At 36.0% G+C, this 13914-nt stretch carries 8 protein-coding genes and 1 riboswitch; of the genes, 7 read left to right on the plus strand and 1 reads right to left on the minus strand.

Translation table 11 applies throughout. The annotated features are described in order from the left end of the window. Window positions 1-43: 43 nt before the first annotated feature. From mgtA to ACQKCJ_RS14135, 6 genes are all read left to right on the plus strand, one after another. A complete protein-coding gene (gene mgtA, locus ACQKCJ_RS14110) occupies window positions 44-2596 on the plus strand; it encodes a magnesium-translocating P-type ATPase (RefSeq protein WP_427402245.1) in 2553 nt (850 codons plus the stop codon). A gap of 455 nt (window positions 2597-3051) precedes the next feature. Continuing rightward, a complete protein-coding gene (locus ACQKCJ_RS14115; RefSeq protein WP_271336104.1) occupies window positions 3052-4392 on the plus strand; it encodes a TolC family protein in 1341 nt (446 codons plus the stop codon). A 10-nt stretch (window positions 4393-4402) separates the two neighbouring features. Next, entirely contained in the window at window positions 4403-5680 is a 1278-nt protein-coding gene (locus ACQKCJ_RS14120) for an efflux RND transporter periplasmic adaptor subunit (RefSeq protein ID WP_427402246.1), read from the plus strand. A 94-nt stretch (window positions 5681-5774) separates the two neighbouring features. Next, the gene (locus tag ACQKCJ_RS14125; RefSeq protein WP_271336106.1) at window positions 5775-6536 is read left to right on the plus strand and encodes an ABC transporter ATP-binding protein; all 762 of its coding nucleotides are present in this window, start codon (window positions 5775-5777) and stop codon (window positions 6534-6536) included. Beyond that, complete coding sequence (locus ACQKCJ_RS14130; protein WP_271336107.1) at window positions 6523-7743, plus strand: ABC transporter permease; 1221 nt, start codon at window positions 6523-6525, stop codon at window positions 7741-7743. Before ACQKCJ_RS14125 ends, ACQKCJ_RS14130 begins: the two co-directional genes overlap by 14 nt. 271 nt (window positions 7744-8014) lie before the next feature. Further along, complete coding sequence (locus ACQKCJ_RS14135) at window positions 8015-8437, plus strand: MgtC/SapB family protein (protein WP_427402247.1); 423 nt, start codon at window positions 8015-8017, stop codon at window positions 8435-8437. Between the two features lie 210 nt (window positions 8438-8647). Here the strand turns inward: ACQKCJ_RS14135 and ACQKCJ_RS14140 are convergent, their stop codons facing one another. After that, on the minus strand, window positions 8648-9724 hold the full coding sequence (locus ACQKCJ_RS14140) for a BamA/TamA family outer membrane protein (protein ID WP_427402248.1): 1077 nt from the start codon (window positions 9722-9724) through the stop codon (window positions 8648-8650). Between the two features lie 654 nt (window positions 9725-10378). Further along, window positions 10379-10478, plus strand: a riboswitch (SAM riboswitch). 256 nt (window positions 10479-10734) lie between these two features. On the opposite strand from ACQKCJ_RS14140, the gene ACQKCJ_RS14145 reads away from it, so the two are divergent. Beyond that, window positions 10735-13905 carry a SusC/RagA family TonB-linked outer membrane protein gene (locus tag ACQKCJ_RS14145; RefSeq protein ID WP_271336110.1) on the plus strand — a complete coding sequence of 1057 codons (3171 nt, stop codon included), beginning with the start codon at window positions 10735-10737 and terminating at the stop codon, window positions 13903-13905. Window positions 13906-13914: the final 9 nt, after the last annotated feature.

Genomic DNA, 13914 nt, shown 5'->3' on the forward strand with positions numbered 1-13914 from the left:
AGTTATTGATTACCTTTATATAAAACATATAATAAAACGTTTTATGGAAAGTAATTCTGACTCCGAAAATAGTTTTTGGAATTTAAGTATTGATGATGCTTATCGTAAGTTAGCAGCAAACTCAAAAGGACTGGATGATACAGAAGTTGCCCGAAGATTAAAGCAATACGGTCCCAATACCTTAAAAAATAATGCAAATACCTCCATGTTTATTCTGTTTCTTTCGCAGTTTAAAAGTCCAATTACCATTCTGCTTATTGTTGCAGCCATTTTATCAGCAGGTTTAGGAGATATTTCAGATACAGTAATTATTCTCTGTATCATAATATTAAGCAGTCTTCTTGGTTTTTGGCAGGAAAAAGGAGCAGCCAATGCAGTAAAAGAATTATTGAAAATGGTTACCTTAAAATGTCGGGTAATCAGAAACGGAACTTCAAAAGAAATTGCTGTCGAAGAAGTTGTTCCCGGAGACATTGTTACTTTATCAGCCGGAGATATTATTCCCGGTGATTGTCTTTTATTAGATTCCAAAGAATTATTTGTTGATGAAGCCGCTTTTACCGGAGAAACCTTTCCTGTAGAAAAGGAGAGTGGCGATCCGCTTCCGGCAAATACAGTACTTTCTAAAAGAAGCAATACCTTGTTTATGGGATCCAGTGTCATAAGCGGAAAAGCAACAGCACTTGTAATGGCAACCGGAAAACAAACAGAATTCGGTAAAATATCCACTACACTTCAGTCAAAAGCACCCGAAACAGATTTTGAACTCGGAATTCGCAAGTTTGGCTATTTGTTGATGGAAGTAACATTAGTTCTGGTCATTATTATTTTTGGTGTCAATGTATTTCTTAATAAACCTATTCTTGATTCCTTCTTATTTTCTCTCGCACTTGCTGTAGGTTTGACACCACAATTACTTCCCGCTATCATCAGTGTCAATCTTTCGACAGGAGCAAAAAGAATGGCAAAATTACAGGTTATTGTAAAACGTCTTTCTTCTATAGAAAACATTGGCAGCATGAACATTCTTTGTTCAGATAAAACAGGTACAATTACCGCAGGAAAAGTAAGCTTAAAAGATACATTAGACATCAACGGAAACCATAATGATAAAGTATTAGAATATGCCTGGCTAAATGCTTCCCTTCAGCAAGGGTTTAAAAATCCTATAGACGAGGCCATAGTTTTGGCTTATAAAGAAACAGCGAAAACTTTTACGGTACAATCAGAGATCCCGTATGATTTTATCCGAAAACGTCTTACCATAGTAGTCAAAGGAGAAAAAGAAAATCTGGCGATTACCAAAGGCGCTTTGAACTCTATAGTATCAATTTGCAGTCAGGCTGAATTGGCCGAAGGAAAATTATCCAATATTGCAGATTCTAAAGCATCAATCCAGGCGCAATATGAAAAATTAAGCGAAGCCGGTTTTAGAACTTTAGGTGTCGCATACAAACCCGTTAAAGATGCAGGTGATTTTAATCGCGACGACGAAAAAGATATGATTTTCTTAGGATTCATCACATTATTTGATCCTCCAAAACCAAATGTCGAAGCGATAATCAACAAACTGAATACACTAGGCGTAAAGCTTAAAATTATTACAGGAGATAATGCCCTGGTAGCAAAAAGCCTGGCGTTGCAGGTAGGGATTAAAGATCCAAAAATAGTAACTGGTGCCGAATTGCAAAAAATGACCAAAGCCGCATTAATGCATCAGGCGATTCATACCGATATTTTTGCAGAAGTAGAACCCAACCAAAAAGAACGTATTATTTCGATCCTGAAAAGCGGAGGTAATGTAGTAGGTTTTATGGGGGACGGGATCAATGATGCTCCGGCGCTGCATACCGCAGATGTGGGTATATCTGTAGATACAGCAGTAGATGTGGCCAAAGAAGCCGCAGATATTGTATTGCTAAGCCAGGATCTTGATGTTTTGACAAATGGTATCGTCGAAGGCCGAAAAACGTTTACCAACACCATGAAATATATTTTTATGGCAACAAGCGCCAATTTCGGAAATATGTTCAGTATGGCAGGAGCTTCGTTATTTCTTCCTTTTTTACCATTATTACCCAAACAAATTCTATTGACAAATTTGTTGACTGATTTTCCTGAAATGGCAATCGCAACAGATCGTGTCGATGATCTTAATATACAAGAACCGCAACGTTGGGATATTTCTTTCATCAGAAAATTTATGGTTGTTTTTGGATTATTAAGTTCTGTATTTGATTTTCTGATGTTTGGTGTTTTATTGTTTATTTTTCATGCCAAAGAAAAAGAATTTCAGACCGCATGGTTTATAGAATCAGTAATTTCAGCAACCTTAATCGTACTTGTTGTTAGAACCAGATTACCATTTTTTAAGAGCTTGCCCGGTAAATATTTGTCAATCGCAACAGCAATAATTGTATTGTTTGTTCTGGCATTGCCTTTTACACCATTTGCAGGATGGTTTGATTTTGTAAAATTACCCTTTATGCTTTATGTGTGGATGTTCTTATTAATAGCAACCTATATCGTATCTGCCGAGCTTGTAAAGCATAAGTTCTATAAAGTAATGATGAAAAAACATCGAAAACATCGATAAAGATTTTTGTGTCCTGACAGGTTTCCAAAACCTGTTAGGTATCCCATATCAAATTAACCAAATTTTATTACATTAGATTATCCCAACAGGTTTCCAAAACCTGTTAGGTATTCGTATATCGCAGTCTCAACGTTTAACTGATATTAAGTAATTAATAAGGGCCAATTTTCTTAGTATTTTAAAAATCGATTCAATACCTGACAGGTTTTGGAAACCTGTTAGGATCACCGGGTTTTATGAAATAATTTATCTTTTATTTATGATTAAAATAAGGTTTGCTTCGGTAAAAGCGTTAAAATAATCGTTATATTTGATATACTTATTCGTTTTAGCTACCATTACTATGAATAACGTATCAAATCCCCTTTATACAAATCCACAATACGCATAAAGCATTTTTTGTTGTCTAATACTCACGTTACAATTTATTTTTTTAATTTAAATTAAATTCAGGTATGAGATCATTTATGATAAATACTTTAATGGTGGTTTTTATTGTTCATTCAGTTTATGTTTCTGCACAAACGATTGAACAAAATAAGCTGCCAACAGTATGGAGTCTTGAACAATGTATTGCCTATTCAAAAGAGCAAAACATTCAAATTAACACATTGCGTTTAACAACAAAATCTACAGAACAGGATTTATTGTTATCAAAAGCCGCTAAATTCCCTAATCTTCTTGGGAGTGCGTCGCAAACATTTACTAATGCCAAAAATGCAGATGTAGTTGTGGGTGGTTTTCAGACACAAGCAAGTTTTGCAGGTAATTATGCTTTAAATTCCTCGATGGTTTTATACAACGGAGGGTATCTGAATAATGACATAAAACAGAAAGAACTTTTTATTAAATCAGCACAATTTAATGCCGAAGCTGCTGAGAATGATGTTACGGTGTTGATCACACAATCGTACTTAACCATTCTTTTAGCCAAAGAAAACAGTGTTTATTTGAGTGAGATTTTAGAAACTTCTAAAGCACAGCTCAAATTAGGAGAATTAAAATACAACGCCGGAAGTATTGCCAAAAAAGATTTTGTTTTATTAAAAGCACAAGTCGCAACAGACAATTATAATCTGATTGCTTCTCAGAACACCGAGCGCCAGAATATTTTGACCTTAAAACAGTTACTACAGCTGCCGTCAGGATATAATTTGAATATTCAGAAACCGGGAACTTTAGAAACTACTTTACCGGTTGTAAATTTAGAAGATGCTCAAAAAATAGCTTTAGAACAAAGACCGGAAATAAAAAGCAGTCAATTAGAAAAAGAAGCTGCTGATCTGGAATTACGAAAAGCAAAAGCAGGTTTTTTACCTACACTTGCAGCAAGCGGAACTCTGGCATCAGGATATTCGGATAATCAGAACACGCCATATCCTACACAGATCGACAATAATTTTTACCAGCGTTTGGGGCTTTCACTGACCATTCCGGTATTTAATAACCGAATAGCCAAAACCGGTGTCGAAAAATCGAAGATCGCAATTGATCAGTCCAAACTCGATCTTACCAATACACAAACCATACTTTCTCAAAAAGTAGAGCAAGCGTATATAAATGTATTGAATGCGCAATCTCAGTTTACGGCTGCTGAAGAGCAACTCGATGCGAACACAGAAAATTACCGAATCGCAAACGAACAATTAAGGTTAGGCGGAATCAGTACTGTAGATTATCTGCTGGAAAAGAATCTGTACATTCAGGCATTTCAAAATTTTATACAATCGAAATACAATGCGATCGTGAGTTTAAAAATATACGATTTCTTTAAAGGAGATCCAATCAAACTATAAAAAGAGCAAAATGAAAAAAAATAAATTAATAATCATTATCATCATTGGGTTGTTAGTTATAGGAGGTATAGGATACTTTATTTTTCATAAAGAGGGTAATAAAGTAGAATTGGTTACCGAAAACCCTCATTATGGAGATATCGCGACCAGTGTAACAGCCACAGGAAAAATTCAGCCCGTAGATACTGTCGCAGTAGGAACACAAGTTTCAGGTACAATACAAAAGGTATTTGTAGATTTTAATTCCGTTGTAAAAAAAGGGCAATTATTAGCCCAGATAGATCAATCATTATTGATGGCACAAGTAGAGCAAATTGCAGCCAATTTACAATTATCAAAAAATAACCTGAGTTACCAGCAATCTAATTTCAACAGACAGAGTGAATTATACAAAGCAGGAGGAATCAGCAGAGCCGATTATGAAACAGCAAGAAACCTATATGAAGTGGCAAAAGACAATGTAAACAGCGTTGCCGCACAATTAAAATCAGTACAAAAAAGCCTTTCGTTTACCAATATTTTTTCGCCAATAGACGGTACTGTTTTATCGCGAAAAGTAAGCGAAGGACAAACTGTAGCAGCAAGTTTAAATACGCCAACATTATTTAGTATCGCCAAAGATTTAACCAAGATGCAGGTTCAGGCATCTGTAGATGAAGCTGACGTTGGAAACGTAAAGGTGGGAGAAAATGCAAGTTTTACCGTAGATGCCTTTCCGGATGATGTGTTTAAAGGGACCGTGATCGAAGTGCGTTTGCAACCCACGATTTCATCAAATGTTGTGACGTATACCACTATTATCAACGCTCCAAATGATGATTTAAAGCTCAAGCCCGGAATGACGGCCAATATCATTATTTACACCAATGTAGTAAAAAACACCTTGCTGATTTCTGCAAAAGCAGTGGCATTTCAGCCTGATTCTACTTTAGGAAAGCAATTTAAAATCAGAAAATTGTCTTTAGGAAATGATAAAGGAAAACACAAAGAAAACCATAACGGTGGGAATGGAAATAAATATGGAAGTAACTCACAATCCAATAATAAAGCTCCGGATACTATCGATCATAAAAAGGCGATTGTCTGGAAAAGGGTAGGAGATTCTATAATTCCCAAACATATCAGAATAGGATTGGATGATGACATCAATGTGCAGGTTATTAAAGGAATAACAGCACAAGATGAAATTGTTACCGGAGTCAATTCCTTAAAACAATCCAAAAGCACCAAAGCAACAGAATCAAGTCCGTTTATGCCAAAACGTGGTGGAGGCGGCGGAAAAAGATAAATTATAATAGATTTTTATTTATAAAATCTATGTTTCTATGTGTTAAAATAATTATGCCCAAAGTATTAAATACATTGAGAAAAAATAAATTGTAATGGGAAAAAAGATTCTTGAAATACAAGACCTGAAAAGAGAATTCACGATGGGATCTGAAACCGTCAGAGCACTAAAAGGGATTTCTTTTGATGTTATGGAAGGCGAATTCCTGACCATTATGGGAAGTAGCGGTTCCGGAAAAACGACTTTGCTTAATATTTTAGGCTGTTTGGATAAACCATCAGACGGGAATTATTTATTAGACGGAGTCAACGTTAAATCATTATCTAAAAATGAATTGGCGGCACTACGTAATACCAAGATTGGTTTTATTTTTCAATCGTATAATCTTTTGGCGCGTACCTCTGCAATAGAAAATGTAGAACTGCCTTTACTGTATAATCCCAGTGTTTCTACAAAAGAAAGACGAGAAAAAGCCATTCATGCCTTAGAAGCCGTCAAGTTAGCAGATCGTCTGGATCACTTTCCCAATCAGCTTTCCGGAGGACAGCAACAGCGGGTAGCAATTGCGCGAGCATTAGTAAACGATCCGGTTATGATCCTTGCCGATGAAGCTACGGGAAACCTGGATACCAGAACTTCTTATGAAATCATGGCGTTGATCCAGGAATTGAATACACAGGGAAAAACAATCATTTTTGTAACCCATGAACCTGATATCGCTGCTTTTAGCAATAGAACTGTGACACTGAGAGACGGAAGAATAATGAAAGATTTTAATAACCAAAGCATAAAATCTGCCAAACAAATGCTCGCAGATTTTCATGTAGATGAAGATTATAAATATGAAAATAGCTAATCTTTTTCTCATCGCCTTAAAGGCTTTACGCCGTAATAAGCTTCGTGCATTACTAACCATGCTCGGAATCATTATTGGTGTAGCATCTGTAATTGCAATGGTTGCCATAGGTCAGGGTTCTAAAAAAAGCATTCAGGATCAACTATCAAGTATGGGATCTAATATGATCACCATTCGTCCAAACAGTAATGTTACTGCCGGAGCGCGTCTGGATATTTCGAGCGTACAAACGCTGACACTTAGTGATGTAGAAGCCCTGAAAAAAGAATCGGTACATCTTAATGCGATTTCTCCTGCCGTTTCCAGTAAAGGGCAAGCGATTAATGGTGCTTTGAACTGGCCAACAAGTATGCAGGGCGTAAGTGTTGATTACCTCAAAATTAGAGATTGGCCACTAAAAGAAGGGATCGCTTTTCGAGAATCAGATGTGCATACGGCAAATAAAGTGTGTTTGATTGGTCAGACCGTAGTCGATAATATTTTTCCGTATGGCGTAGATCCAATCGGGCAGATTATTAGGTTTAATAAAATTCCGTTTAGGATTATTGGGGTTTTAGAATCAAAAGGAGAAAATGCGTTTGGACAAGATCAGGATGATATCATTATTGCTCCTTACAGCACCGTACAAAAAAGGATAACCAACTCAATTTATCTTCAAAACATTTATGCCTCGACAGTCGATGAAAGTCAGACACAACTGGCAACAGATGAAATTGAGCAAATTATGCGCACAGCACATCGATTGAAAGCAAAAGATGAAGACGATTTCTCCGTACGAACACAAGCCGAATTAATCAATACTTTTAGTTCTACCAGTCAGTTATTGACCGTATTGTTAACCGCTATTTCAGGAATTTCGCTATTGATTGGCGGAATCGGCATTATGAATATTATGTATGTTTCGGTTACAGAACGAACCAAAGAAATAGGATTGCGTATGTCGATAGGCGCAAACGGAAGAGATATTTTATTGCAATTTTTAGTCGAAGCCATATTAATCAGCCTTACCGGAGGATTAATCGGGATTGTATTAGGAATAGTAGCTTCTGAGTTAATACAATTCTTTTTGCATTGGCCTACTTTGATTTCAGAATCTTCGGTGATACTATCTTTTCTGGTTTGTGCGATAACCGGTATTTTCTTTGGATATTATCCGGCATTAAAAGCATCCAAACTAGATCCAATTGAAGCTTTGCATTTTGAATAATGCTGAAAATTCTTATATTTGTTGTTTTGAATAAGCTCATTGAGAGTAAAGAAATAACACATAAAAACATAGATTTTTTTCTATTTTGAATAAAGATCAAAATAAGCAAATATTTGCTTCACATTGCTATGTGGTAATATTGAAAGTGAAACGGTCTTTTACAGGATTCTAAAAGCTATGTTTCTATGTGTTAAAATGATTACCAACAACAATTTGTATTTCTTTATTAAAAAAAGGGAATAAGAATATTTAATAATATAAAACAATAATTTTGAGTACAACAGAATTTTTTACCCGACTTATAATCGCTTTATTCGCAGGCTTAATTATAGGTTTTGAGAGACAATGGCATCATAAAGAAGCCGGATTAAAAACCAATATGCTGGTAGCAACAGGAGCAGCTACTTTTGTATTATTGTCTATAAAAGTTGCCGCAACAGAACCCAATATAGATGTTACACGTATTACGGCCCAAGTAGTTATGGGAGTTGGTTTTCTGGGAGCGGGAGTTATTTTTAGAGAAGGACCCAATTTACACGGCCTAAATTCTGCCGCCACAATATGGTGCAGTGCCGCAATTGGCTGTATTGCTGCATCAGGTTATTTTATTGAAGCTTTGATTTGTACTTTTTTAGTAACAACTGTGAATACTGTTTTAGAACCTGTAGATAAATGGTTGAGAAATAGGAAGTAGAGAATGGAGAATAGAATAAAGATTATAGAATAAAGAGGAAAGAATAAAGAGGATAGAATAAAGATTATAGAATAAAGAGGATAGTTTTATCTGGTAGGTGTTTTGTTACCAATATGTAAATCCTGAGGGATTATCTCTTATTGGTAATGTTTACGGAAGCACTTTTTAAGACAAACAAGTATTTGGTAAAATTTTTAAAATTATTTCCCCTTAAAAAGCTTCTCCAATACGGAAATAAAGTCCCCAATCTCCTTTTCCTACTGCGGCATCTAATCCTATATTGAATTTTTCGGTTTTAAAAGCCCTGTAGCGATATCCTACACCAGCTCCGGGATATAAACCCCAGTTAAAACTTGATGTGTCAGAACCGTAAATTGTCGCTACTCCTGCAAATCCAACCAATCCCATTTTTTTATTAAAATTATATCGGTATTCGCCTTGTATCGCCATAAGTCCGTCGCCACGATATTTCCCTTCAGAATATCCCCTGATATCTTCATTACCAATCGTAACCTGTTGTTCGAAAGCAATATTTCCTAAGCCAAATTTACCTGAAAATCTTGCGGCCAGTACATCTGTTCCGTGTCGCATTGGGAAATACGTATTGTACTCAGAAAGAATTTTATTGGCATTCACATCATTGCCAAACCATTCCGGATACGTAAGCCATCGCAGCTTTATTTTATCACCTTTGGTAGGATAATAAACAGCATCACGGGTATCATACATCAAATTAAATTGCAGGCCATTTGTGTGAGTCACAGAAGAGGGTTTTATGTCATCTTCATATTTTGTGTCATAATGCGCATACGCATAACCAATACCGGCGTATAAGGATTTTATAACCTTACGCTGCAGGATAAAGTTTACCATCGACGCTTTAGTTCCATAATCGTAAAAATCAGGTACGTCGATATCATCTACATAAAATTGTGCGTTTTGATTGCCTGTTGCGAAAAAAAGTTGTGCCCTCCAGCTATCTTCCTTAATGTACCATTTATTAAAAGAGGCAATAAAATAAGATTTGTTGGTACTATAAACGGCAGAAATACCGGATAACGATTTAGGCGAAATTGTATCTGCTTTGTTCACCTTGTACATCATCATTGGGATCGCACCAAACATAAATTCCAGAGTTCTGTTGTAATTAAGGTAAGGCATTATATTGAAATCAATATTTTTGACCTTTGGTTTAGGTGTCGTTGCTGTGCTATCAGCCAATTTTGTTTGAGACCATGCCAGAGAACAGCATAAGAATAGAAATATAAAAAATGAATTTTTCTGCATTGTGGATTTATTTTTAAGTTATGCATTATAAACCGGTAAATGTATTCTCAGAATGTATGTCAAAAAATAATACTGCTATGGTAAATTTTTTTAATGTATTGCTTTTACGCGATGCATTTTTTTAGGGTATGCCTTAAAAAAGTAAATAAAAAACAGGATTTCTTTCGCTTTCTCTATTTGTATAATTACATTTTGTAGTACTTAAAGAAAAAAAAAAATTTGTTAATATGACAAAAGGGTAGAAGTGCATAACAAGAAAAGCAGTTTTTAATATCGTTTTATTTCTTCTTTAGACGACTTTTAGATATGGCTTTATTAAGAAATAACGTGGTATTACCGGATGAAATTATTAGCGAAAAGTAAATTTTTGTAATCTTTTTTTTGCTTTGAATTCAGCTTTTAAAAATTAAATAAAAAAATATATAAAGCTACAAAAGTATGTATCTGTAAAAAAAAATAACGTATTGTAGTGTTGTAATGTTTTGATTTTGTGTGTTTTATTTGTTTTTTAAGAGCATTTATTTTTAACTGTATAAAGGGAGATTGCAACTAATTTTACTGCTTATTAAGTTCTGTTTTCTAAAAAATAAATTTAAACTCTACTAATTACATAGAATTTATATATATATTTGCAGAGTAGAAAAAATCTACGTGAACTTATCCAGAAAGACTGAGGGATTAGGCCCGATGATGTCTTAGCAACCTGTTACTCAATAAGGTGCTAAATCCTTCCGCTGCGGTGGACAGATAAGAAAGATTTCTTTAGAAAATCTGAGTAAGATCATTATTATTAAAGTCATTTATTTTTTAGAATGAAAACGCAACTAATATTACACGCCCAATCAGAACAACCTGAATTTTCGAAAGAGGAGAACCATGTCCACGTTTTCCGAATGCAATACACTTAGCTTTTAATTAACCAATCTCCTGTTTTTTATCAATAAAATGATAGGCCATTCTAAGAGTGGTCCGGGAATTTCTATGTCCAATTTTTAATTAACCCAACCAAAATGAAAAAAATCTTACTCAGCTTAATTTTTTTGTTTAGCATACTTCCCAGTGTGTTACACGCACAGGACCGAACGATCAGTGGTACCGTCAGAGGTTCTGATACCGGAGAACCGTTACCCGGAGTTACAATCATTGCCACAGAAAGTGGTAAATCTACTATTAGTGACGGAAACGGAAAATTTTCTCTTTCGATAACGCCACAAGACAATACAGTTTCTATCAATTATGTTGGTTATGAAACACTCGAAAAAAGAGCCGGTTCATCCTTTAGCAACATTCGGCTTAATCCCTCTAATACTGCTTTAAAAGAAGTTTTAGTCGTAGGTTACGGAACTCAAAGTAAAAAAGAATTTACAGGATCAGCCGCAAGAATAACCTCGAAAACAATTAAGGACATTCCCGTGCAAAGTTTTGAGCAGGCACTTATTGGTAAAGCTTCCGGAGTAAATGTTTCTACGCCAAGTGGGGTATTAAACGATCCTCCGGTAATTAGAATTCGAGGGGTAAATTCAATTTCGTTAAGTACTTCTCCATTAATTGTTATTGACGGGATACCGGTTAATTCCGGTGATGTTTCTACAACAAATTCAGTAGCCAATAATCCGTTATCCGATATTAATCCATCAGATATTGAATCGATAGATATTTTGAAAGATGCAGCGTCTACCTCAATTTATGGCTCACGTGCAGCTGGTGGAGTAATCTTAGTAACTACTAAAAAAGGAAAAGCAGGAAAAGCTAAAGTAAATTATGATGCCTGGGTAGGGATTACAAGAGCCACCAGATTACCTGACCTTTTAAACAATACACAATACGAAGACATTAAAAATGAAGCCGTACTGAATAGCAAAATATTAAGCGGAAATGAAAATAATCCTGCTGTAGCCTCAGCACTTTTCTTTCCGTCTTTCAACGCAGATGGTACACGTGTCAATACAAAATGGAAGGATCAGGTATATCGCGACGCGGTTTCTCAAAATCATAACCTAAGTATTTCCGGCGGAACAGACAAAACAAGGTATTTTTTCTCTACCAATTATTCTAAACAGGAAGGAATTACAAAAGATAATGAGTTCGAAAGAAAAGGAGCAAGGTTTAATATCGATCACGATGTAAACAGCTGGTTGAAACTGGGAGGAAATCTATCGTATAACAATACTTTCAATCAGGCTCAAAATACAGGATCATTAAGCAGCAGCGGTTTGTTATTGATTGGTGCAGCACGTCTTGCATTGGTATTGCCTCCAAACGTTGCAGCTTATAATGCTGATGGTTCTTATAATTTAAGTTCGACAGGAACTGCAAGTTCGGGAAATAACTTATTTACCAATACATTATGGCATCCCGGCGCCTTGTTTGAAAACAGTAAATATACCAGTTCAAACGATCATATGGTAGGGAATATTCATGCTACGATTACCTTTTTCGACGGATTTAAATTCGACAGTAATTACGGAATCGACAGATTAAGAGCCGAGAATATTACCTATTTAAGTCCTAATCTTGGATCTTCTGCATTTTCTACAGGTGGTTCTGCAACTAATATTGCTGCACTAAGAAACAATTACAATTTTACCAACAGTTTTACTTTCGACAGGCGTTTTGGAGCCAAACATCACATTGCAGCATTGGCAGGATATGATGTTCAGAAATATGAAAACTCTTCGTGGGGAGCCAATCAAACCAACGTTTCTGATCCTTTCTTTGAATACTATCAGGGAACATGGGGAACAATCAGGTCTTCCGGAAACAGCTTGTCAGAAAGACTTTTTCTTTCCTCTTTTTTTAGATTATCGTATGATTATGGTGGAAAATATTTCATTACAGGAAATTTCAGAAAAGACGGAAATTCAGCTTTAGGTTTAAATAATAAATACGGAAATTTTGGAGGTATCTCTGCCGGATGGTCCATAAGTGAAGAATCTTTTTTTAAAGACAGTCAAATTACAGATTATGTAAGTTCACTTAAACTAAAAGGAAGCTGGGGAAGAGTAGGTAACGGAAACCTTTCATCAGCGTATGCTTCACAAAATCTTTACGGCGCATCCATTTATGGATCAGCATCGACCTGGGCAATTTCTCAGGCAGGAAATGAGAATCTGGGTTGGGAAACCAGCGATCAGACCAACATTGGACTTGAAGCAGGATTTTTTAAAGACAGATTGCAATTTACCGCTGATTATTTCAATAATAATGTAAACGGATTGATCTTAAGTACTCCTCAATCACCTTCAAAAGGAATTCCCGGAGACGCCATTCTTTCTAACGTTGGATCAATGTACAACAGAGGAATCGAACTTGGACTTACCGCGACAATTGCAAATACGGAAGATTTTCAATGGAAAGCGTCCTTCAATTACACACACGTAAAGAATGAAGTTACAGCACTTGCCGAAGGAAACACAGACATTATTGGTTACACGCAGGTAACTACAGAAGCCAATAATATTACCAGAGTAGGATATTCTGCCGGAAGTCTTTACGGAGCAGTAAGCGGAGGCGTAAATCCGGACAACGGGCGCAGAATTTTCATCAATAAAAATGGAGAAAAAGTACAATACAGTGCCGCAGTGCCATCAGGGCAAAGCAACTGGACGTATTTAGACGGAAGAACTGCGGCGGCCATTACAGTTGCAGATTATCAAGTTTTGGGTAATGCATTACCGGTTTGGTACGGAGGTTTAACAAATGTATTTCAATACAAAGCATTTGACTTTACGGTTGGTTTCACGTATTCAGGAGGTAATAAAGTAATGAATAATACCAGAGGAACACTTTTAGACCAGCGTTTTTACAACAACTCTACGGATGTTCTGAACCGTTGGACAACTCCGGGGCAGGTAACTGATATTCCTAAATTAGTTTATAACGACGTTATTTCGAATGGTTCAAGTGGTTTTGCAATTTCTGAGAATGCCGAAAAAGCAGATTTCTTAAGATTACAGCAATTGGCGGTTGGTTTTTCACTTCCCAAAAAAATCCTTGAAAAAGCACAATTATCTTCTATCAGGGTTTATGCGCAGGCAACCAATCTTTTCCTGATTACTTCTTATACGGGATCAGATCCGGAAACCTCCTCAAACGGAGCATCAACAACTTCTATGGGAGTCGAGAAAAATTCTGTAGGGCAGGGAAGAACGTTCACATTTGGTCTTAACGTCGGGTTTTAATCATTAATA

Source organism: Flavobacterium sp. NPDC079362 (genome assembly GCF_050267765.1).
In the GTDB taxonomy this organism is placed as follows: Bacteria; Bacteroidota; Bacteroidia; order Flavobacteriales; family Flavobacteriaceae; genus Flavobacterium; species Flavobacterium azizsancarii.

Excerpts from the sequence above, each read along its gene's own strand:
- mgtA (WP_427402245.1), top strand. The coding sequence starts at position 44 with ATGGAAAGTAATTCTGACTCCGAAAATAGTTTTTGGAATTTAAGTATT.
- ACQKCJ_RS14120 (WP_427402246.1), top strand. The coding sequence starts at position 4,403 with ATGAAAAAAAATAAATTAATAATCATTATCATCATTGGGTTGTTAGTT.
- ACQKCJ_RS14145 (WP_271336110.1), top strand. The coding sequence starts at position 10,735 with ATGAAAAAAATCTTACTCAGCTTAATTTTTTTGTTTAGCATACTTCCC.
- ACQKCJ_RS14125 (WP_271336106.1), top strand. The coding sequence starts at position 5,775 with ATGGGAAAAAAGATTCTTGAAATACAAGACCTGAAAAGAGAATTCACG.
- ACQKCJ_RS14115 (WP_271336104.1), top strand. The coding sequence starts at position 3,052 with ATGAGATCATTTATGATAAATACTTTAATGGTGGTTTTTATTGTTCAT.
- ACQKCJ_RS14140 (WP_427402248.1), bottom strand. The coding sequence starts at position 9,724 with ATGCAGAAAAATTCATTTTTTATATTTCTATTCTTATGCTGTTCTCTG.
- ACQKCJ_RS14130 (WP_271336107.1), top strand. The coding sequence starts at position 6,523 with ATGAAAATAGCTAATCTTTTTCTCATCGCCTTAAAGGCTTTACGCCGT.